A 20,704-nucleotide genomic window follows, 5' to 3' on the forward strand; every position below is an offset into this window, starting at 1 on the left:
CAGACTCGTATTCCTCTGGCGGAGGTGACGGACCCGTGAAGACTGCCCCCATACCCCCTCATCCCGCCGCCCGCCGCCCTTACGCCGCCGTCTCGAGGATCGGCCGCGGCGCCATCCCGCTTCTCGCCCTCACGCTTCTGGCCGGCTGCAACGGATCGGGCCTCGGCGCGGTCGAGGACGTGGCCGGGCCGACGGGCCAGCCGCGCCTGGAAAACGGCGCGCCGGAACGGCGGGGGCCCGTGGTGGACGTGCGCGCGATCAACGCGGCGGGCGTCGCGCGCACGGCGCAGCCCTTCACCGGCTATGTCGGGCCGCAGCGCGTCGAATACGCCCCCAACACGGTGCAGCTCACGCAGGACCTCAACGAGCTCAAGACCAGCAACACGACCGGCTTCGATCCCAACGAGCGCATCACGGTCGACTTCCAGAACGCCAGCGTCAACTTCGTCCTGCAGCAGCTTCTCGGCGGCGCGCTGGGCCTCAACTACGTCGCGCCCGACAATCTTCCCGGCACGATCACCTTCCGCACCGAGACCCCGATCCCGAAGAGCCGCGTCATCGACGTCGTGCGCGACCTTCTCGCCCGCAACGACCTCGTGATCCGCAACATCAACGGCGTCTACCACGTCGGCTCGGCCGCCGTAATCCAGGGCCTCGTCGCCAACGCGGCCATCGGCTCGGCCGGCGAGGAGGTGACGCGCATCGTCAAGCTCGGCAAGGGCAACGCCGCGCAGGTCGTCCAGCTCGGCAACGCGCTGGTGCCCGGCGGCGTCGTCCTGCAAACCTCCTCCTCGCCCAACACCGTGGTGCTGCGCGCCTCGCCCGACGAGGCCGACGGGGTGGAGCGCCTGCTGCGCACCATCTCGCAGTCGGCTGTCGGCGACGGCACGGTGGCGATCCTGCCGCTCAGCCAGAGCGAGCCGACCGCCATCGCCGAGCGCGTGACCGCCTTCTACGCCTCGACGATCCGCGGCGACGAGCCGCCCGTCACGGTCTTGCCGCTCGAGGCGCAGCGCGCGCTCCTCGTCGGCACGCCCGACGCCCAGCAGATGAACGGCGTCCGGCTTCTCGTGCAGCAGCTCGACCGCTCCACCACCGACGTCTCGTCCTTGCGCGTCATTCCCCTGACGCACCTGCGGGCCGAGGAGATCGCGCCCCAGGTGAGCCGCGTCTTCGGCTCCGGCGTCGAGACGCCGGCCAGCAACACGCGCGCCGAGCAGCGCGCCGCGCTGACCGACGTCAAGCGCTCCAGCCCCAACAGCCGGCTGTTTCCCCGCGCCCGCCTGCCGGGCGCGGGCGAGGGACCCTTGTCGGACGGCGAGCTCGACACGGGCACCGGCACGACGCTCGCGCCCCCGCCGGCTCTCGGCGTCTCGCCCGACCCGAGCGGTCAGGTGCAGGGCGGCCAGCTGCAGGGCGGCACCGCGACGGGTAGCCGCCTGGCCGCCGGCCAGGACGCGGCGGCCGGCGACGAGGCGGCGGCGATCCAGGGCGCCGGCGTCTCGCAGAGGACGACCCCGCAGGTGGCGCAGCCGACGAGCGGCGAGATCCGCATCGTGCCCGACACGCGCACCAACACGCTTCTGGTTTATTCGAGCTACCGCATCTACAACCAGATCCGCGAGATCGTTCAGGCCCTCGACGTGCCCGAGGCGCAGGTCGTCATCGAGGCGACCGTGATCGAGGTGACGCTCAACGACCGGCTCGAGCGCGGCGTCCAGTTCTTCCTGGAATCCAACGGCATCGGGGCCGGTTCGGGCATCCCTTCCGCCGTCTCACCCACCAGCGGCGGCATCGTCGGCTTCTCGGGCACGCTCGGCAACATCAGCGTCAACGCCGTTCTCACGGCACTGCGCGAGGTGACCAACGTCAAGGTCGTGTCCTCGCCCTATCTCACCGTCCTCAACAAGCGCACCGCGCGCCTCGTGATTGGCGACCAGATCCCGTTCGCCACCGCCACCCAGTCCTCCAACAACCTCGGCAACGTCACCGTGACGCGCGAGATCCAGGTCGTGGACACCGGCGTCGTGATGGAGATCACCCCGCAGATCCACGCCAACAACTCGGTCGATCTCCAGATCAGCCAGTCGGTCTCGACGCCCGTCGCCAGCAGCCAGTCGCAGGACCTGACGCCCACCATCGCGACACGCGACCTGCAGAGCCAGATCCTCGTCCAGTCGGGCCGCACGGTCCTGCTCGGCGGCCTGATCCAGGACCGTGTCGAGAACTCGCGCACCGACGTGCCGGTGGCCGCCGACCTGCCGGTGATCGGCAACCTCTTCCGTCAGAAGACCAAGGAAGCGCGTCGCAACGAGCTTCTGGTCCTCATCACGCCGCGCGTCACGCGCACCTCGAACGAGCTCGAAAGCATCACCCGCCTCCTGCGCTCGGCCCAGGTCGACGGCGGCGGCATACCGCGCGAGCCGGCGGTCGTGAAGCCCTGAGCCAGCCGGCGAGAGGACGGCCCCCACGGCGTTCCAGCACGCCGGGCCGGACTTGTCCCCCGGCCTCCCGCCCTGCTCGGTCGACTCTGGCTTGAACCGGAGAGCGGTGCCGTTGTCGCGACGCCGCCGGTCCCGTTCGATACCTCGATCCCGGTCGCGCGGGCCGCGCTCACCCGATCCGGCGTCAGCGCGACGGCATCATGCTCGAGGGTGGCCTACGATGTCAGGCGGGAATGAACGCCCGCGTGGGCCAGCGCGTCCAGCTAGTCCGCGAGCAAAGCGAGCGCGCGAACCGCCTCGCTGTTCCCGCCGGGTGCGACGGGCAACTCGTAGCCGTCCTCGGTGTGAGGGAGCGTGCGAGCGGTCAGGTCCGCCGCGCAGGCTTGGCGCCCGACCGCATCGATTGGCGATCCACCCGGCCGCAAGACGTGTCGGCGGGAAGGCCCCTGAGAAGCGAGCCCTTCTCCTGCTGGCCAATGCGCGGCGTGAACGTGTCCAACGCCGCCAGCCCGAAATCCGGGACGGCCTGCCGGAATTCGTCCGTGACGTTCACGGCGCCTTGCGAACGCCCGTCCTCGACAGGTCCGGGCGTTCCTACCGCACGATCCAGTTGACGTTCGTGCCGAAGATGACGGCGGACACGTCGTTGCCGCGCGCGACCGCGACGCCGAGCTCGCCGACGCTGGCGATGCGGCTGTTGCGATCCGGGGCGGCGCCCTCGTGGAGCTTGCGCCCGCCGCGCAGCTGCACGAAGCGGTTGACGCTTCCCAGATTCGCGCCCGCGATGTCGAGGTCGTAGCGCGCGAGGTCCCGCGTGATGAAGCTCACGAAGTCGGGGTTGCGCGTCACCTCGTCGAGATACACCGAATCGACCGAGAGGCCGGCACGCGAGGCGCAGTCGTCGACGCGGCTGGGGTTCAAGGCGGCTTCCAGGACCAGCGGGCGCGTCTCGGCCGCCACGCTCTGCAGCGTCAGGTCGGAACTGACCGACAGAAGGTCGAGCCAGAACAGGATGCCGGACACGTTCGCGGGGGTGATCTCGGCCCCACGCCAGCAGGCGGCCTGCGGCTCGGCGCCCTCGCGCCGGCGGATCGGGGCGTAGCGCTCCTCAAGGCTCGCCTGCGGGCGGGCGAGGCGCAGCGCCTCCAGCGCGCGGTCGATGCGCGGTCCGTCGCCGACCCCCGGCATGCCCTTGGAGTTCCAGACGCCGATGAGGTCGCGCACCGCCTTGTTGTTGGCTTGGCCAGGATCGGTGGGCTCGGCGGCGACGAGGCGGGGGGCGGCGTCCGGCTCGGTCGCGCCGGTCTCCTGCGCGACCGTGGCCGTCGGCGCCGTGCGGGCCGCGAGCGCCTGCGAGGCGGCGCCCTCGGCCGCGTCCTCCATGAAGGGCGTGCCGACGCGGCGCACCGCCCGGCCGGCCGCGATGCCTCCGCCGCCCTCGATCACGGAGGCGAGGTCGAGCGGACGCCCGCTCGCCGGCTGCGCCAGCGTCGCGGCGTCGGGCACGGCGGCGGCGCGGTTGGCGAACACGTCCTCCAGCTTGTAGTCGCCGGCCGTCAGGCGGTCGGGGTCCATGCGCACGTCGCCGGCCGCGAGCGGCGCATCGCCGAGCACCAGCGCCGGGCCGCCGGGCGCGGGGCGCAGCGAGCCGTCCGGGTTCTGGAGCTGCACCAGCGAGCGCAGGGGAATGAGCTTGGCGTACTGGCTGGAATAGGCCTGGAGGAAGCCCACCCAGCTGTCGACCTTCTCGGACGGAAGAACGCCGCTGATCTCGGCGAGCGAGCCGTCGAGGCGCAGGAGCGTGAGCGGCGCGATGCCGGAGCGGTCCGACAGGGTCTGGATGTCGGCGAGCAGCGTGTCGCGCGTGCGGATCTGCGAGGACACCTTCTGCAGGCCGATGATGCTGCTTTCCACGAGCCCCGTGACGCGCTGCGCCTCGGCGGGGTCGAGGATCGTGCCGGTGAGCGTCGCCTCGGCGCGGTTCGACAGCTGGAAGTCGACGCCCGGGGCCTCGCTCTTGAGGAGCTGCGCGATCTCGGCGCGCATGGATTCCAGGACCCCGACGCGCACGCGCGCCGCCTCGTCGGCCGTGCGCACGTCCTGCAGCACGGCGCGCCGCTCGGCGGGCGTCTCGACGAAGCCGGTCACGAACACGGCGCCGTCGACCTCCTGGCGGGCGGCGACGTCGCGCGCGAAGGGAAGGGCGCGCAGCGCCGTCTCGACGCGCTCCAGCGTCGGGCGGGCCTGGGGTTGTGCTCCGGCCGTGCCAGGGCCGACGCCCATCGTGGCGAAGGCCGCCGCGCCCACGGCCGCAACCGCGATGCCGGCCGCGACAGGAAGGCCCCAGCGCAGCAGGGCGGGCCGCTCGCCCGCCGGGCGCGGGACGCCGTCCGCGCGGCCGCGCCGCAGCCGCAGGCCGGGACGGCGGACCTTCACGGGCGTCGGCGTCTCGCCCTCGCCGAGCGAGGACCAGTTCGCGCTGGCAAGGCCCGTCGTGAAGCGCGTCGTGCCGACCCAGACGACGTCGAGCGGCTCGAGGTCCACCGGCTCGCCGTCGGCGGCAAGCTGCACGCCGGTCTGGGTGCGGGCGGGACCCGCGCCCCCCGCCAGCGAGACCTTGCCGTTCTGCACGCGCAGCCTGACATGGCCCGGCAGGAGGCTGACGTCGAAGATCTGGATGTCGTCGTCGTCGCCCGAGCCGAGGACGTAGTCGCCGTCCACGAGGAAGACGTCCACGCCGGACTGCACGCCGGTCAGGATCTTCAGGATGATGGGATCGCCGGCCGCGTCGGTCATGAAGCCCCCCGTCTCGCATCCCCTCCTGAAACGACATCATGTCGGAACCCGGCGAGCGGGCGAGGGTACGGATCGTCACGTTCGGGACAGCTATACGCGGTTAGCCGACCTGCCACTAGGGCAGATTGCACGCTTGGCGGGCAAAATGACTTAGGGTAAAGCCGCCGGGCGGACAGGGCGCGGATCGAAACTTCGGAGCGGCGATGAGGTGGCATCCGGACGGGGCGGCGCGCAAGGGGCGGGTGCCATGCCCGGCGGCCCCGTGAACGCCCCGCGCGCCGCCGGCGCGCCGCGCGAGCGCATCGCCTTCCGGCAGGGGTCGGAATTCTCCACGCTGTCGCCCGCCGTCGCCTCGCGCCTGTCGCAGATCGGGAGCGTGCGGCTCTACGGTCCGAACGAGTTCGTCTACCTCCAGGACGACGAGGCCGATCACCTCTACTTCGTGCGCTCGGGCCACATCCGCCTGTCCTACCTCCTGGAGGACGGCTCGGCCGTCCTCTTCGCGATCCTGCCGCCCGGCGAGAGCTTCGGCGAGCTCGGCGTTTTCGCGGGCGGCACCCATCACGACATGGCGACGACGATCGGCACGTCCTCGGTCTTCCGCGTGCCGGCGGCCGAGTTGCGCGAACTCGACGGCCAGGGCGGCGAGACCGCGCTCGCGCTCGGGCGCACCGTGGCCCGGCGCTACCGGTCCTATATCGCGCTCACGCGCTCGCTCGGCCTCAAGACGCTGAACGGCCGGCTGTCGCAGGCGCTCCTGCGCCTGTCCGACGACCTCGGCTCGACCGCGCCCTTCGAGGGGCGCCAGGTGCCTGCGGTGGGCGCCTTCGTGACGCAAGGGGATCTCGGCATGATGGCGCGGGGCGCGCGCTCCAACGTCAACCGTGCGTTGAAATCCTGGGAGAGGGCGGGGTGGATCGCGGTGCGCGAGCGTGCGATCCTGATCGTCAACCGACCGCGCCTCGAGGCGCTCTGGCTGGAGGAGGGCCTGTGATGCCCGATGACGAGGCGCCCGTGGCGATGAACGACCTGGCGGAGCGCCTGATGGCACCCGAAGGTCCCCTAGAGGCAGGTCGCCATGCCGAGCGTCTCGACAGTCTTCGCCAAGACGTGAGGCGGCAGATGCGGTCGGGGGCCGCGCCCGAAACCTACGCTAGACTTGAGCGCGTGGCGCGAGCGCTTGATCACGCCAGGGTTGTCATGCTAGCCATGGCCTCACGATCGACGCCGGATGTCTCAGAACCCCGCCGATCTTCTTTCTTTGGAGGAATGGATCGATGAGCACCACCTGGGGCGCGGGCTCGACCGCGGAACTGTATCGCCAGACGCGGACCGGCGCGGATCTCGCGACCGACGGCAAGTTCGTCAACCGCGACGGCTTCGACCTGATCTGGCGCCAGAAGGAACTCGGCGACCAGATGTCGAAGATCGAGGACGACATCCGCGCCATCGAGAAGAACGCCAACCTCTCGGACACCGAGAAGATGTTCGCCATGCAGATGGCCATGAACACCTGGTCGGCGGTCTCGAACCTGCGCACCAACATGCTGAAGTCGGTCGCCGACACGCTGAAGTCGATCGCGCGCAACGTGGCCTGACCGTCCTGTTCGGCACAGCCGCCCGCATCGGGCGCTCGTGCCGTCTTGAATTCGCCTGATACGGGAAGGCCGGTGCTCAGCGCCGGCCTTTTCCTTTTGAGGCCGCCTTCCGGGAGACAGAGCCATGGCCGGAGCCATCGAGACCACCCGCCAGAATGTCGCCGCGCTCAGCGCGACCTCGCCGGTCGGCGCGGAGGTCATGCGGGCCGTTCAGGGCAACTATCGCGGCGAAACGGTCGAGACGTCTTCGGAAGCCTCCAAGCTCGAGGACGCGAAGGAGGAGATCGGCATGGCGGTGGCGCACCGCGCCGACAAGAAGACGCTCGGTCAGCGCCAGGTGCGTCAGGGCCAGGGCGCCAACCTCCAAGCCATCGCGCGCATCGCCGACTACTACGACAAGCTGCCCGACATGCCCCGCGAGAGCGAGCTGCAGGGGCTCGTTGAGGACCTGACGCGCATGCAGGAACTGCTGCAGGGCGGCGGAGGCGGCGGGGGAGGCTCGGCGACCGCCGAGGACGTGCTGCGGCTCCTTCAGCGCTTCGATCCGGACTCGACCCACCAGTTCGCCGCGCTCGAGATCGCCCGCGACTTCTTCGCCGCAAGCGGCGGGGACGAGGCTTTCCAGGCTCTGCTCGACCAGGCGCATGCCGCCTACGGGCGGGGCGATCTCGGCCGCGACGTGCGTGCGGGCTTCGCGTCCGCCGAGGTCGCCGCGCGCGCCAGCGCGACGATGGAGACCGACCCCGCCCTGTTCCGAGACGCCTATCGCCAGATGGCGCGGGAGACGCCGGACATGGGGCGATTGTTCGATGCCTTCCGCGCCTTCGACCCGCTCAAGAACTTCGACGAGATCGTCGCCGCCTTCATGGAGACGGCGGGGCGCGACCTCGCCGCCACCGGTCCCTCGGCCGACCCGGTACACCTCCACGGCCTCCTCACCGAGCTCGGCAAGCTGAAGAAGATGTCGACCACGTTGGAGATGGCCGAGGATCTTGCGCGAACCACCAACCGGCTCCTGCGGCCCGACGACCAGCCGACCGATTATTCCAAGGTCAAATGTCCGGCCTGCCGTGCGCGCGAGAGTCGACAGGAGGTGTTGAAGACCCCGTCGGTGTGCAGGACATGCCGCTCGGGAGCCGCGCTGGACATCGCGGGCCTGATGCTCTCCTACGCCTCGCGCCAGTCCGCAGGCTCCGGCGACGCGCGTCAGCTCCTGCACCCCTATGCGCAATGCTCGCTCGCCACCCAGGTCGCCTTCGCCAACGGGCTCCACGACATGCACCGCCAGCTCTCCGACGAGATCATGCCCTCGCCCCAGGCTCGCCTTCAGCAGAGCGCGGCGCTTTCCGCCCTGAACGAGGAACTGGTGAACGCAGAAGAGGCCGCCTGGCAGGCCGAAGCGCAGCGGGGCGTGGCATGACGCTGTCCACGGCCAGCCGCGAGACGATCGCCGCCTTCGCCGCCCAGCTCGGCCTGCCGCTCCCGGCCTCGCCGGACGGCAGCTACTCCTTCGCCTTCCGCCAGTCCGGCCTCGTCACCTTCACGGCGGCGGAGGGGTCGGAGAGGGTGGTGATGAGCTTGGCGCGCAGCGTCCATCTCGACGACGCGAGCGAGGAGCGCCTTCTGCAGCTGGCCGGCCCGGACCCGACCACGGGGCAGTTCCTTCACGCCGGCACGACGCGCGACGGCTCGGCGCTCCTCGCGGTCTCGCTGGACGAGGGCTTCGACCTGCCGGCGGTGGAGGCCGGCCTCCAGCGGCTTCTGGCGGCGGGCCGCGCGATCGGCTGACCGGACGCCCCGTCGGAGCCTAGCCGGCCGCGCGATCCGACAGGCGCGAGGTCGGCGCCTCGGCGCGATCCATGTCGTCGTGCCCGGCCAGCGCCGCCGCCTCGACGTCGCCGAAGACGCGGCCGACGCCGATCAGGATCGGTCGGTCGACGCCGATCCGCCGGACGATCGCGCCGAGCTCGTTGAGGCGGCCCACCGCGCGCGTCTCGTCGGGGCGCGAGATCGAGGCCGCGACCGCCACCGGCGTTTCGGGCGCAAGGCCGTGGGCCATGAGCTCGTCGGCGATGCGCGGGGCCATACGCCCGCCCATGTAGAAGATCGTGGTGGCGTGGTCGTCGGCGAGCGCGCGCCAGTCCGTCTGCTCCGGCAGGTCGCCCTTTTGCGAATGCCCGGTGACGAAGCGCACGGACTGCGCGCGGTCGCGGTGGGTCAGCGAGACGCCGAAGCCGGCCGCCAGCGCCGAGGCCGCGGTGATGCCGGGCACGATCGCGACCGGAATGCCCTCCATGCGCAATTCTGCGATCTCCTCGCCCGAGCGCCCGAAGACCGACACGTCGCCCGACTTCAGGCGCACGACATGCTTTCCGGCCTGCGCGAACTGCACCATCAGCCGGTTGATGTCCTCCTGCCGGCAGCTCTCGCGCGCGGCGCGCTTGCCGACCAGCATGCGCTTGGCCTCGCGGCGCGCCAGCTCCAGGATGTCGTCCGAGACGAGGTCGTCGAACAGGATCACGTCGGCGGCCTGGAGCGCGCGCACCGCCTTCAGCGTGAGAAGCTCGGCATCGCCCGGCCCCGCGCCCACGAGGGTCACGCGCCCGCCCGCCTGCGGGCGGTTGGCGAGGTCCTGAACGAAGCGGCGCGCGTCGGCCTCCGCGCCCGCGTCCGGCAGGCGGCGCGTGAAGGCGTCGTCCGAGAAGCGCTCCCAGAAGGCGCGGCGCGCGGGACCGGGCGCCAGGCGCTCCATCACCTCGGCGCGCACGCGCGCCGCCATGCGCGCCCAGCCGGTCAGGGTCGCGGGCAGAAGCGTCTCGATGCGGCGGCGGATCGCCTGGCCGAGGATCGGCGCCGCCCCGTCGGTCGAGATGCCGACCACGACCGGCGAGCGGTTGACGATCGTCCCGAACCGGAACTGGCAGAAGCGCGGCTTGTCGATGACGTTGACCGGCACGCCGCTCGCCCGCGCGGCGCAGAAGAAGGCCTGGGCCTCGCTCTCGCTCTCGCAGTCGGCGACCGCGAGCGCCGCGCCTGCGAAGACGTCGAGGCTCCAGGGCCGGTCGTGGTGGCGGATCCGCCCGTCCGGGAAGGGGAGGGCAAGGACGGTGCGCATCTCCTCGCCGATCTCGCCACTTGCGCAGTAGAGATCGACCGCCGCGCCGGCCGCGGCCAGGAGCTCGGCCTTCCAGGCCGCCGCGTCGGAGCCGCCGCCCATGACGACGCGCTGGCCCTTCAGGTCGAAGAACACGGGCAGCGTCGCGAGGTCGCCCATGCGCTGGGGGCGCTGGCGGGACGTCTCGGCGACGCCGAAGGGCTGCGACACGGATTCCATCGACCGTTCCCGGGATATGCCTTGGCGGCAGGAGCCACACTTTGCCCCCGCCCGCAACAAGGGCGCAAAGGCCGGCGCGGACAAGGGCGGGTTTTCAACCGCCCGCCTCATGTCGTCGGCCGGCGCCGCGATGCAAGGGTGCCCCGGTGCGGCTCGGGTTGCTGGGGCCGGCATCCGTCTGCCATGAGGGGCGGACGGATGCGGCGCGACGAGGTCGACGGCATGGACGAGGCTTGGGCCGCGCTGGATGCGGCGCTGGAGGCGCGGGCGCGCGCGAAAGGGCCGTTGCGCCTCTGGTGGCGCGACGACGACGCCGTTCGCTGGACGCCGGCGCTCGCGCGCCTCGTGGCGCTTGCCGGAAGCGTCCGCGCGCCGCTCGCGCTCGCCGCCATCCCCGCCGGGCTCGACCCGGCGCTGGCCGCAACTTTGGAGGGGGCGGGCGGCGAGGTCGCGGTTCTCCAGCACGGCTTCGCCCACCGCAACGCGGCGCTACGCGGCGAGCGTGCGGTGGAGCTCGGCGGCGGGCGGGACACGCGGGACCTCCTTGGCGACCTCGGGGCGGGGCGCGAAACGCTGGCGGCGGCCTTCGGCCCGCGCTTCCTTCCCGTCATGGTGCCGCCCTGGAACCGGATCGAGGCACGGATCGCCGAGGCGCTGCCCGGGCTCGGCTTTCGTGGCCTGAGCGCCTTCGGCGGCGAGGGCGAGCAGCGCGTGCCGGGCTTGCGGGTCGCGAATGCGCATCTCGACGTCCTGCGCTGGAAGGGCGGGGCGCATTTCGCCGGCGAGGCGAAGCTCATCGCCGAAACGCTCCTGTGGCTGGAACGGCGCGCGGGCGATGGGGCGGCGCCCTTCGGCCTCCTCACCCACCATCTCGACCACGACGAGGCGACCTGGGCCTTTCTCGAGCGTTTCCTGCGCTGTCTCCTGCGTCACGCCCGGCCGATCGGGGCGGACGAGGTGTTCGGCCTGGTGGCGCCCCGTGGTTGAACCCGTCGTCCGCCCGGCCGGCGAGGCCGACATCGAGCCCGTCGCCGACCTTCTCCACCGCCTGATGAACCCGAAGATTTCGCCCGCGCGCTGGCGGCGCGTCCTCGATGATCCCTGGCGCCCGGCGGGCTTCGAGCGCGGCTGGCTGGTGGAGGACGAGGGGCGCATCGTCGGCTTCATGGCGACGATCTACAGCCAAAGGCCGACGCGTCTCGGCGCCCGCCTCTTCTGCGACCTCGGCGCCTGGTATCTCCAGCGCGCGTATCGCGGCACCGGCATCGGCGAGGCGCTGCTGCGCGCCGGCATGGCGCGCGCCGACACGACCTACGTCACCCTGACCGCCCGGCGCGCCACGGGCCGGCGCATCCGCGCGCTCGGCTTCCAGATCCTCGACGAGCATCGCGAGGTCTTCTCGCCGCGCAGCCCGCGCCGCGTGGCGCCGCTGCGCCTCCTCGCCGACCCCGCGCGCCTGGATGCCGACGCGCGTCGGCGCCTCGCGGACCACGAGGGGCTCGGCCTCCGGTCCGCCATCGTCGCGGCGGACGGGCCGGCGGCGCTCGTCCTCCTCCACCTCAAGCGCAAGGGCGAGGACGTGCTGCACCACGACCTTCTCCACTGCGGCGATCCGGCGATCCTGGCGAACCACGCGCAGGCGCTCGCCGATCTTCTCGTGGCGGAAGGCGTGCTCGCGGTGGACCGCCGCTTCCTGCCGCCCGGCGGCGCGGGGGGCGCGGCCGAGCCCATTGCTCTGGCGCGCTGGTTCCGCCCGGCGGACGGCGTCGAGGCGAGCGACGTCGATCTTCTGTACAACGAGACGCTGCTTCTCGACTTGAAGCTTCCCTGACGGGGGCGCCGTCTGCCATGATGCGGGCGTGCCGCGCCGCCCGCCCGGCGCCCCGCGTGGTTTCCAAGGGTCGCATGCCCCCGCTTCTGGCCGTCGAGAACCTGTCGATCGAGTTCCGCACGCTGGAAGGGCGGCTTCGCGCGGTGGACGACCTGTCCTTCGCGGTGAGGCCCGGCCGCACGCTCGCGCTGATCGGCGAGTCGGGATCGGGCAAGTCGGTCACCGCGCAGACGATCCTCGGCCTCCTGCCGGGCGTGGCGCATCGTCTCACCGGGCGCATCCTGTTCCGTGACCCGAAGGGAAGCGGCGCCCCGGTCGACCTCGCCGCGCTGCCACGCAACGCGCCGGCCTTCCAGGCCATTCGCGGCGACCGCATCGCCATGGTCTTCCAGGAGCCCACCGCCGCGCTCTCGCCCATGCACACGATCGGCGAGCAGATCGGCGACGTCCTGCGCCGCCACCGCCCGGGGCTCGATGCGGCGGGCGTGCGCGCCGCGACGCTGGAGGCGCTGCGCGAGACCGGCTTCCCGGACCCGGAGCGGGCGGCCTCCGCCTACAGCTTCCAGCTCTCGGGCGGGCTCTGCCAGCGGGCCATGATCGCCATCGCGATCCTGTGCCGGCCGGCCCTCATCATCGCGGACGAGCCGACCACGGCCCTCGACGTCACCGTCCAGGCCGAGATCCTGCGCCTCCTGCGCCGCATCCAGGCCGAGCACGGAACCGCGCTTCTCCTGATCTCCCACGACCTCGGCGTCGTCGCGACCATGGCCGACGAGATGGTGGTGATGCACCACGGCGCGGCGATGGAGAGCGGCGCGGTGCCCGAGCTCTTCGCCGATCCGCGCCACCCCTACCTCAAGGCGCTGATGCGCTCGGTGCCGCGCCTCGGCCGCCCGCGCGGCGAGCGCCTGCGACCGCTGCGCGAGATCCAGGTCGCCGACGCCATGGCGGGCTTCCGGCGCCGGAGCGGGGAGAGGCGCGAGGGCGAGGTGCTTCTGGAAGCGCGCGGCCTCGACCGCACCTTCCGCTCGCACGGCTTCGGAGGCGGCCCGCCGCACCACGCCCTGCGCGGCGTCGATCTCGTGATCCGGCGCGGCGAGTGCCTGGGGCTGGTCGGCGAAAGCGGCTCGGGCAAGACCACGCTGTCGCGCATCCTCGGTCGCGACGAGACGCCGGACCGGGGAAGCCTCGCCATGCGGGGGGCGGGCGGGGCGATGGAGGATGTCCTCGCGCTGCGCGGCCCCGCGCTGAAAAGCTGGCGTCGGCGCGTCCAGTACGTCTTCCAGAACCCCTATCTCGCGCTCGACCCGCGCATGAGCGTCGAGCGCATCCTCGCCGAGCCGCTCGAGATCCACGGTATCGGCACGTCGCGCTCGCGGCGCGAGCGGGCGCGCGAGCTGCTCGCCCTCGTCGGCCTGCCCGAAACGCATCTCTCGCGCTTTCCCCACGGCTTCTCGGGCGGGCAGCGCCAGCGGATCGGCATCGCGCGGGCTCTCGCGCTCGAACCCGAGCTCATCCTCTTCGACGAGCCGGTCTCCGCGCTCGACGTCTCGGTGCAGGCGCAGGTCCTCAACCTCCTGGCCGACCTGAAGCGCGAACTCGGCCTCACCTATCTCTTCGTCTCCCACAACCTCGCGGTGGTGGATTATCTGGCCGACCGCATCGCCGTGATGGCGGATGGGCGCGTCGTCGAGGTCGCGCCGCGCGAGGCGCTGTTCTCGCAAGCGGTCCACCCCTATACGCGGCGCCTGATCGCCTCGATCCCCGAGCCCGATCCCGCGCGCCCCATCGACTTTTCGGCCTTCGAGCCCGGCCGCGCTCGCGACCGTGCCGCCTGGGGGTGGCCCTTCGTGGCGCGGGACGGGACGGGTGAGCCGGACCTTCTGGATCTGGGCGGCGGCCACTTCGTCCAGGCGTTCGAGGACGGGCGGCGCGACCTCGGCGCGCGCCCGGTTGCGGGGACGCTGGCGCCATGCGAGCCTTGATGCCCATGCGACCCTGGCCGTGCCCGACCCGTTTCAGGCCCGCCCCGCCGATGCGCCCGAACCCGATCCGTCGCCTGCTGCCGGCCCTGGCTCTCCTTGCCGGGCTGCTCGCGCCCGGCCTCTCCCCGGCACAGGCCCTGCCCGAGCCGCCGCTTCTGGCCGGCGAGGTCGCGAGCGGCGCGCTGCCGCCGATGGCCAAGCGCCTGCCCGCCGAGCCGCTGCGCACCGACCTTTCCGCCATGAACCGCGAGCCCGGCCGCTACGGCGGCACGCTGCGCCTGATCGAGACGCAGGCGCGCGACACGCGCCGCATGGTGGTGTTCGGCTATGCCCGCCTCGTGGGCTACACGCCGGACGGGCGCATCGAGCCCGACGTCGCGCGCAGCGTCGATGTGGAGGCGGGGCGGATCTTTACCTTCCACCTGCGTCCCGGCCATCGCTGGTCGGACGGCGAGCCCTTCACCGCCGAGGACTTCCGCTATTACTGGGAGGACGTCGCCAACGATCCCAAGCTCGGCAAGAACGGCCTTCCGCGCCAGCTCCTGGTGGACGGCAAGGGGCCGGCGGTCACCTTCCCGGACGCGGAAACGATCCGCTACGAATGGGCCGCGCCCAATCCGGACTTCCTGCCCTCGCTCGCCGCCTCGCTGCCGCTCGAGATCTTCCGGCCCGCCCACTACCTCAAGCAGTTCCACGCCCGCTACGCCGACGCGGCGGCGCTCGAACGGCGCCTCAAGGACGAGGGCCAGCGCAACTGGCAGGCGCTCCACTTCAAGCACGACCAGAGCTACAAGAACACCGATCCGGACCTGCCCTCGCTCCAGCCCTGGGTGCTGGCGACGCGTCCGCCCGCCGACCGCTTCCTGTTCCGCCGCAACCCCTACTTTCACCGCGTCGACGGCGAGGGGCGGCAGCTGCCCTATATCGACGAGGTCTCGATGGGGATCTCGAGCGCCGGCCTCATCCCCGCCATGACCTCCTCGGGCCAGACCGACCTCCAGACCACGGCTCTGACGCTCGGCAACTACGCCTTCGTGAAGGCCGCCGAGGAGCGCTCCGACTACGACGTCCTGCGCTGGCCGAGCGGCCGGGGCTCGCGCATGGTCCTGTTTCCCGACCTCAACGCCGGCGATGCCGACTGGCGCGCTCTCCTGCAGACGAGCGACTTCCGCCGCGCGCTCTCGCTCGGCATCAACCGCGAGGACATCGCGCAGGCCATCTATTACGGCCTCGCGCGCCCGGCCGCCGACACGGTGCTGCCGGCCTCGCCGCTCTTCGAGCCGGACCTCGCCACGCGCTGGGCGCATTTCGATCCTGCCGCGGCCAACCGTCTTCTCGACGGGCTCGGGCTCACGGGGCGCGACAGCGCCGGCACGCGGCGGATGGCGAACGGGCGGCCGCTCGACCTCGTCGTGGAGTTCGCAGGCGAGGACGGCGAGCAGACCGACGTCCTCCAGCTCATCGCCGAGGACTGGCGGCGCATCGGCGTGCGCATGCTGTTCAAGGCCGTGGAGCGCGACTCGCTCGCCTCGCGCCTGTCCGCCGGCTCGCCGGTCATGACGGTGGGAAGCGGGCTGGAGAACGGCGCGGCGCGGGCCGAGGACAGCCCGGCCGCGCTCGCCCCGACGGACTCCTCGCAACCCTCCTGGCCGGCCTGGGGCCTCCACTACGAGAGCGGCGGCAAGCTCGGCGAGGCGCCCGCGCTCCCCTTCGCCTCGCGGCAGCTCGAGCTGAACGGGCGCTGGCGGCGCACCCTCGACCCGGCCGAAAAGCGGCAGGTCTGGCAGGAGATGCTCCGGCTCGACACCGACGAGGTGCCGCGCATCGGCATCGTGGCCGACGTCGACCAGATCATCGTCGCCTCGCGGCGCCTTCGCAACCTGCCGCGCACGGGGCGCTGGAACTTCGAGCCGGGGGCCTATTTCGGCTCCTACCGTCCCGACACGTTCTTTCTCGCCGACGATGCGACGCTCGCCTCGGGATCGCGGTAGGCCGACATGCTGCGCTATCTCCTGTTCCGCCTCGTCACCATGGTCTCGACGCTCGCCGTCGCCAGCGTCCTGATCTTCACGATCATCCAGCTGCCGCCCGGCGACTACCTGACCAACTATATCGGCGAGCTGCGCGCCGAGGGCGAAACGCAGGCCTACGAGAAGGTCGCCTTCCTGCGGGAGCAGTACGGCCTCGACCAGCCGCTCCCGGTCCAGTACCTCCGCTGGATCACAGGCTTCGTGCGGGGCGACTTCGGCTACTCGTTCGAATATGCCGCGCCCGTCTCGCAGGTGATCGGCGACCGGGTGTTCCTGACGCTCGTCCTGAACTTCGCGACCGTCCTCTTCGTGTATCTCGTTGCCTTTCCGCTCGGACTGTTCATCGCGCGGCGCAAGCACAGCTTCGCCGACCGCTCGCTGACGCTGGCCGGCTATCTCGGGCTGGCGACGCCCAACTTCCTGCTCGCGCTCGTCCTTCTCTACCTCGCCAACTGGCTGTTCGGCGTCTCGATCGGCGGCCTCATGGACCCCGCCTACGCGGAAGCCGACTGGTCGGCCGCAAAGATCGGCTCGGTGCTCGCCCATCTCGTGGTGCCGGTGGTGGTGATCGGCCTGTCGGGAACGGCGGCCATGATCCAGCGCCTGCGCGCCAACCTCCTCGACGAGCTGCGCCGCCCCTATGTCGTGGCGGCGACCGCGCGGGGACTGTCGGACGGCTTCGTCCTGCGCAAATACGCGCTGCGCTCGGCGCTCAATCCGTTCGTCTCCGACATCGGCGATCTCCTGCCGCAGATCGTGTCGGGCTCGGTGATCATCTCGGTGATCATGTCGCTGCCCACCACCGGGCCGATGCTCCTCTCCTCGCTGCGCAGCCAGGACATGTATCTCGCCGGCTCCTTCCTGATGTTCCTGGCGATCCTGACCGTGGCGGGCATGCTCGTCTCCGACATCGCGCTGGCGCTGATCGACCCGCGCGTGCGCCTCACCGGGCAGCGCGCGTCGTGAGCGAGGCCGTCGTCCACTGGGTGTCGCAGAAGCCCTTCGATCCCGAGCGGCTTGCGGGCGAGCACACGAGCGTCAGCTCGGCCTATGCGCGCGCCTCGCAGCGCCGCCTCTTCTGGTGGCGCCTGCGCCGCCATCGCCTCGCGGTCCTGTCGCTGGTCTTCCTCGTGCTCGCCTATCTCGTGGCCGCCGCGGCCGAGTTCGTCGCCCCGACCGGCGTCGCGACGCGCGACACGCGCCACATCTTCATGCCGCCGCAGGCGCTGCATCTCTTCCACGAGGGGCGCTTCCTCGGGCCCTTCGTCTACGCGCGGGAGGGTTCGCTCGACATGGAGACGCTGCAGCGCCGCTACCGCGAGGACCGCACGAGGCCGCTGCCGCTGCGCTTCTTCTGCCGGGGCGAGCCCTACCGCTTCTGGAGCCTCGTCGAGGGCGAACGTCACCTCTACTGCGCGCCGGACGGGGGCACCGCCTTCCTGCTCGGCTCGGACCGGCTCGGGCGCGACATGCTCTCGCGGCTCGTTCACGGCGCGCGCATCTCGCTGACGATCGGCCTCGTCGGCGTCACGCTCACCATGGCGCTGGGTCTGCTCTTCGGGGGGCTCGCCGGATATCTCGGCGGCTGGGCCGACTTCTGGCTGGGGCGCGCGACCGAAATCCTGCGCTCGCTGCCGCACCTGCCGATCTGGTTGGCGCTCTCGGCGGCGCTGCCGGTGACGCTCGACCCGCTTCTCGTCTACTTCCTGATCACCGCGATCCTGGCCTTCCTGGAATGGCCGGGCCTGGCGCGGGCGGTGCGCTCGAAGCTCCTGTCCCTGCGCGAGGAGGACTTCGTGGCGGCGGCCGAGATGATGGGGGCGGGGCCGGCGCGCATCATCTCGCGCCATCTCCTGCCGAACTTCATGAGCCACATCGTGGTGTCGGCCGCGCTCGCCATCCCGACCATGATCCTGGCCGAGACGGCGCTGAGCTTCCTCGGCCTTGGCCTGCGCGCGCCGATCACGAGCTGGGGCGTGCTGCTCACCGAGGCGCAGAACATCGAGGCGGTGGTTCTCTACCCCTGGCTGCTTCTGCCCATGGCGCCGGTCATGGCGACGGTGCTCGCCTTCTCGTTCCTGGGCGACGGCCTACGCGACGCGCTCGATCCCCTGTCGGACTAAGGACGCGGCACTCTCGCGCGGCAGGAGGCCGTGCAGCACCGTCTCGTGGTGGGTGCCGCGCAGCGTGAAGCGGCCGATCGGGCGCCACTGCGCGGGATCGCAGCGCGCGACGTCGTCGGTCGCGAGCACCGGAACGCCGAGGCGCTTGGTTTCCTTCTCGATGCGCTCCGCCTCGTTGACCGAGGGGCCGATCACCGAGAAGCTCAGCCGCTGGCGGATGCCGATATTGCCGAGGCGCACGTCGCCCACGCACATGGCGATGCCGAACTCGATCGGCACCTCGCCCGCCGCCGCGCGCCGCCGGTTGACGACCTCGCGCGCCTCGCGCGCGGCCCTGGCCGCCGCGACCGCGCGCCGGCTCGCCTCCGCTTCCGAGGCCTCGCCGTCGCGGATCGGGAAGACCGCGAGCACCGCGTCGCCGATGAAGGCGAGAATTTCCCCGCCCGCCTCCACCGCCGCGCGGCCCGCGCAGTCGAAATAATCGTTGAGGAGGTGGAGGTAGCGGTCCTCGCCGAGATCTTCGGCCAGGCCCGTCGAGTCGCGAAGATCCGAGAACCAGACGAGCGCCCGGACCTGGCTGCCGCTGCCGAGCCGTATGCGCCCGCTGAGCACCTCGTGCGCGACGGTAGGGCCGAGATAGGTGTCGGCGACGCTCGTGATGAGGCGCGGATAGATGTTGAGCTTGCACAGGAGCGCCATGTAGCGCTGCAGCTGGCGCAGCGTTTCCACGACCGTGTCGTGGAAGCCGCCCGGCGCGCGCGTCGCCCAGGTCACGTAGAGGCCTAGGTCGTCGGAGCGCAGCGGCAGCACCGAGCGCTCCGTGAACATCTCGTTCCGGAGGCCGATGAGGTCCGTGTAGCCCTCCGCGCGCAGCTCCTCGTAGAGATCGAAGGGCAGGGGACCGTGGCCGTCCAGGCGCGCGCGCATGAAGGTCTCGCGATGGTCCAACATCCACTTGATGGGACTGCGCAGCCACTCCTCCGAGTCCTCCTCCTGATGGGGGAAGCGGTTGGTGGAGATGCCGTTCTGCGCCGTCCAGAGGACCGTCTCGGCCTCGAACAGGGGATGAAGCGTCGACCAGGCCATGCGGCAGCGGTCGATCGGGATGCCGACGTGGTTGAGCTTTCGCGCGAGCGCCTCCAGCATCACCTCGGGCGGCTTCTCGGCCAGCGCCTGGCGCAGGAGCCAGTCGCCGACCTCGAGGATCTTGGACGTGTTGAGCACCATGACAGCCTCTAGGCCGGCAGGCGGTCCGCCACGGGTGCGAGATCGAAGCGAAGGCCCGGTCGGCCGGCGACGGCGCCGGGGAAGGCGGCCTGCGCCTGCGCTTCGATCCGCGCCAGGTCGGCGTCGGACCGCTTGTGGGAATGATGGAACAGGACGAGCCGCTCGATGCCAGCCCGGCGGCAGAGGCGAATCCCCTCCTCGTACGAGGAGTGTCCATACCCTTTGAAAAGCGGCATTTCCGCGTCGGTGTAGGTCGTGTCGTAGACGAGAAGGTCGGCGTCGTGGAGAAAGCGCTCCAGCGCCTCGTCGCGGCTTCCCGGCAGGTGCTCGTGGTCGGTCGCATAGACGAGCGAGCGACCGCCCGCCGCCGCGCGGTAGGCGACCGCGCCGTTGGGATGGCGCAAGGGCGCGGTCGCGACCGTGATGCCGGGCGCGGGATCTAGCCGGTCGCCCGGGCGAAAGGTGACGTAGTCGATCTCGGCCTTGAACTTCTCGAGGCCCACCGGATGGAAGGGGGGGCGGAGGAAGTCCGCCAGAAGCTCACGGCAGGTCTTGCCGTCCTGCATGTGCCCGGCGTGGATGCGGATACGGCAGGCGGGATCGTAGAAGGGCGCGAAGTAGGGCAGGCCCATCACGTGGTCGTAGTGGGCATGGCCGAGGAAGAGGTCGATCTCGCGCCGCTTCTCGGCATGGATGCGGTTGCCGAGCGGCACGATGCCGGTGCCCGCGTCGAAGATCAGCATCCGCCCGCCGGCCTCGACCGAGACGCAGCAGGTCTTGGCGCCGAAGCGCGAGGGGTCGTCGGGGGCGACGGGAAGCGTTCCGCGCGCACCCCAGATCTCGAGCCGCAGGGCCGCGGGCTCGGCTGTCACGTGGGAAGGGCGGCCGCCGCGCGGGCCGCCACGAGCTCGGAGGAGGTGCGGTTCAGCCGCATCGCCATCTCGCGCAGCATGATGCGCGCCATCGAGGGGAAGGCGTCCAGCATGTCGGACAGGCATTCCTTGCCGATGCGCAGCGTCGCGACGTCGGTCAGCGCGCGCACGCTGGCGGTGCGGGGGATGTCGCACAGGATGCCGATCTCGCCGACGATGTCGTTGCGGCCGAAGCGCGCCAGCTCGATGTCGCCGATCGGCGAACTCGCCAGCACCGCCACCTCGCCCGACAGGATCAGGTAGGCGCTGTCGCCCATGTCGCCCTGGTGGAACAGCGTGTCGCCCGCCGAGAAGCGCATCGCCTGAGAGGTGAAGGCGATCAGTTTCAGCCGGCTCGGCTCGATGCCCTGGAACAGGGGCACGCGCCGCAGGATCTCCACCTCGTCCGCAAGAAGGCTCATGGC

The 20,704-nt window shown here is 71.5% G+C and carries 16 protein-coding genes; 11 read left to right on the top strand and 5 right to left on the bottom strand.

The features are described 5' to 3' along the window. Nucleotides 1-35 precede the first annotated feature (35 nt). A complete protein-coding gene (locus AUL35_RS05465; protein WP_062012827.1) occupies nt 36-2,444 on the top strand; it encodes a secretin N-terminal domain-containing protein in 2,409 nt (802 codons plus the stop codon). A gap of 594 nt (nt 2,445-3,038) precedes the next feature. On the opposite strand, the gene AUL35_RS05475 is transcribed toward AUL35_RS05465, so the two are convergent. Beyond that, nucleotides 3,039-5,240, bottom strand: coding sequence for an FHA domain-containing protein (locus AUL35_RS05475; RefSeq protein WP_062012830.1), 2,202 nt, complete (start codon nt 5,238-5,240; stop codon nt 3,039-3,041). 208 nt (nt 5,241-5,448) lie between these two features. Between AUL35_RS05475 and AUL35_RS05480 the strand changes: the two genes are divergently transcribed. The 4 genes from AUL35_RS05480 to AUL35_RS05495 all read left to right on the top strand — a co-directional run bounded on the left by AUL35_RS05480 (nt 5,449) and on the right by AUL35_RS05495 (nt 8,626). Beyond that, complete coding sequence (locus AUL35_RS05480) at nt 5,449-6,234, top strand: Crp/Fnr family transcriptional regulator (protein WP_156417849.1); 786 nt, start codon at nt 5,449-5,451, stop codon at nt 6,232-6,234. 283 nt (nt 6,235-6,517) lie between these two features. Beyond that, complete coding sequence (locus AUL35_RS05485) at nt 6,518-6,838, top strand: EscF/YscF/HrpA family type III secretion system needle major subunit (protein ID WP_062012833.1); 321 nt, start codon at nt 6,518-6,520, stop codon at nt 6,836-6,838. Nucleotides 6,839-6,962: 124 nt separating this feature from the next. Continuing rightward, entirely contained in the window at nt 6,963-8,258 is a 1,296-nt protein-coding gene (locus AUL35_RS05490) for an HrpJ domain-containing protein (protein ID WP_062012835.1), read from the top strand. Then, nucleotides 8,255-8,626 carry a CesT family type III secretion system chaperone gene (locus tag AUL35_RS05495; protein WP_062012837.1) on the top strand — a complete coding sequence of 124 codons (372 nt, stop codon included), beginning with the start codon at nt 8,255-8,257 and terminating at the stop codon, nt 8,624-8,626. The genes AUL35_RS05490 and AUL35_RS05495 overlap by 4 nt, the downstream gene beginning before the upstream one ends. A 19-nt stretch (nt 8,627-8,645) precedes the next feature. On the opposite strand, the gene cysG is transcribed toward AUL35_RS05495, so the two are convergent. Next, the gene (cysG, locus tag AUL35_RS05500; protein ID WP_062012839.1) at nt 8,646-10,172 is read right to left on the bottom strand and encodes a siroheme synthase CysG; all 1,527 of its coding nucleotides are present in this window, start codon (nt 10,170-10,172) and stop codon (nt 8,646-8,648) included. A gap of 183 nt (nt 10,173-10,355) precedes the next feature. Between cysG and AUL35_RS22515 the strand changes: the two genes are divergently transcribed. The 6 genes from AUL35_RS22515 to AUL35_RS05530 all read left to right on the top strand — a co-directional run bounded on the left by AUL35_RS22515 (nt 10,356) and on the right by AUL35_RS05530 (nt 18,141). After that, nucleotides 10,356-11,159, top strand: coding sequence for a polysaccharide deacetylase family protein (locus tag AUL35_RS22515; RefSeq protein ID WP_192847047.1), 804 nt, complete (start codon nt 10,356-10,358; stop codon nt 11,157-11,159). Further along, the gene (locus tag AUL35_RS05510; protein WP_062012844.1) at nt 11,152-12,003 is read left to right on the top strand and encodes a GNAT family N-acetyltransferase; all 852 of its coding nucleotides are present in this window, start codon (nt 11,152-11,154) and stop codon (nt 12,001-12,003) included. The genes AUL35_RS22515 and AUL35_RS05510 overlap by 8 nt, the downstream gene beginning before the upstream one ends. Before the next feature lie 74 nt (nt 12,004-12,077). Next, on the top strand, nt 12,078-13,988 hold the full coding sequence (locus tag AUL35_RS05515; RefSeq protein ID WP_062012846.1) for an ABC transporter ATP-binding protein: 1,911 nt from the start codon (nt 12,078-12,080) through the stop codon (nt 13,986-13,988). 50 nt (nt 13,989-14,038) lie between these two features. Next, a complete protein-coding gene (locus tag AUL35_RS05520) occupies nt 14,039-15,979 on the top strand; it encodes an ABC transporter substrate-binding protein (protein WP_062012848.1) in 1,941 nt (646 codons plus the stop codon). 6 nt (nt 15,980-15,985) lie between these two features. Then, the gene (locus AUL35_RS05525) at nt 15,986-16,984 is read left to right on the top strand and encodes an ABC transporter permease (RefSeq protein WP_062012850.1); all 999 of its coding nucleotides are present in this window, start codon (nt 15,986-15,988) and stop codon (nt 16,982-16,984) included. Continuing rightward, nucleotides 16,981-18,141: an ABC transporter permease gene (locus tag AUL35_RS05530; RefSeq protein ID WP_062012851.1), complete on the top strand. Its 1,161-nt coding sequence runs from the start codon at nt 16,981-16,983 to the stop codon at nt 18,139-18,141. The genes AUL35_RS05525 and AUL35_RS05530 overlap by 4 nt, the downstream gene beginning before the upstream one ends. On the opposite strand, the gene AUL35_RS05535 is transcribed toward AUL35_RS05530, so the two are convergent. From AUL35_RS05535 to AUL35_RS05545, 3 genes are read right to left on the bottom strand one after another with little or no spacing between them, the layout of a single operon-like run. After that, nucleotides 18,109-19,368 (bottom strand): adenylate/guanylate cyclase domain-containing protein, encoded by a 1,260-nt coding sequence (locus AUL35_RS05535; RefSeq protein ID WP_062012853.1) that lies wholly within the window; start codon nt 19,366-19,368, stop codon nt 18,109-18,111. The two genes, AUL35_RS05530 and AUL35_RS05535, sit on opposite strands and share 33 nt — an antisense overlap. Before the next feature lie 8 nt (nt 19,369-19,376). After that, the gene (locus AUL35_RS05540) at nt 19,377-20,240 is read right to left on the bottom strand and encodes an MBL fold metallo-hydrolase (protein ID WP_062012855.1); all 864 of its coding nucleotides are present in this window, start codon (nt 20,238-20,240) and stop codon (nt 19,377-19,379) included. Further along, nucleotides 20,237-20,701 carry a cyclic nucleotide-binding domain-containing protein gene (locus AUL35_RS05545; protein WP_062012857.1) on the bottom strand — a complete coding sequence of 155 codons (465 nt, stop codon included), beginning with the start codon at nt 20,699-20,701 and terminating at the stop codon, nt 20,237-20,239. Before AUL35_RS05545 ends, AUL35_RS05540 begins: the two co-directional genes overlap by 4 nt. Nucleotides 20,702-20,704: the final 3 nt, after the last annotated feature.

Source organism: Aureimonas sp. AU4, from assembly GCF_001463765.1.
Classification (GTDB): Bacteria; Pseudomonadota; Alphaproteobacteria; order Rhizobiales; family Rhizobiaceae; genus Aureimonas.

Bases quoted from the DNA above. Each gene is read 5' to 3' on its own strand.
- AUL35_RS05475 (WP_062012830.1), bottom strand. From the start codon at position 5,240: ATGACCGACGCGGCCGGCGATCCCATCATCCTGAAGATCCTGACCGGC.
- AUL35_RS05485 (WP_062012833.1), top strand. From the start codon at position 6,518: ATGAGCACCACCTGGGGCGCGGGCTCGACCGCGGAACTGTATCGCCAG.
- AUL35_RS05490 (WP_062012835.1), top strand. From the start codon at position 6,963: ATGGCCGGAGCCATCGAGACCACCCGCCAGAATGTCGCCGCGCTCAGC.
- AUL35_RS05495 (WP_062012837.1), top strand. From the start codon at position 8,255: ATGACGCTGTCCACGGCCAGCCGCGAGACGATCGCCGCCTTCGCCGCC.
- cysG (WP_062012839.1), bottom strand. From the start codon at position 10,172: ATGGAATCCGTGTCGCAGCCCTTCGGCGTCGCCGAGACGTCCCGCCAG.
- AUL35_RS22515 (WP_192847047.1), top strand. From the start codon at position 10,356: ATGAGGGGCGGACGGATGCGGCGCGACGAGGTCGACGGCATGGACGAG.
- AUL35_RS05515 (WP_062012846.1), top strand. From the start codon at position 12,078: ATGCCCCCGCTTCTGGCCGTCGAGAACCTGTCGATCGAGTTCCGCACG.
- AUL35_RS05520 (WP_062012848.1), top strand. From the start codon at position 14,039: ATGCGCCCGAACCCGATCCGTCGCCTGCTGCCGGCCCTGGCTCTCCTT.
- AUL35_RS05525 (WP_062012850.1), top strand. From the start codon at position 15,986: ATGCTGCGCTATCTCCTGTTCCGCCTCGTCACCATGGTCTCGACGCTC.
- AUL35_RS05535 (WP_062012853.1), bottom strand. From the start codon at position 19,368: ATGGTGCTCAACACGTCCAAGATCCTCGAGGTCGGCGACTGGCTCCTG.
- AUL35_RS05545 (WP_062012857.1), bottom strand. From the start codon at position 20,701: ATGAGCCTTCTTGCGGACGAGGTGGAGATCCTGCGGCGCGTGCCCCTG.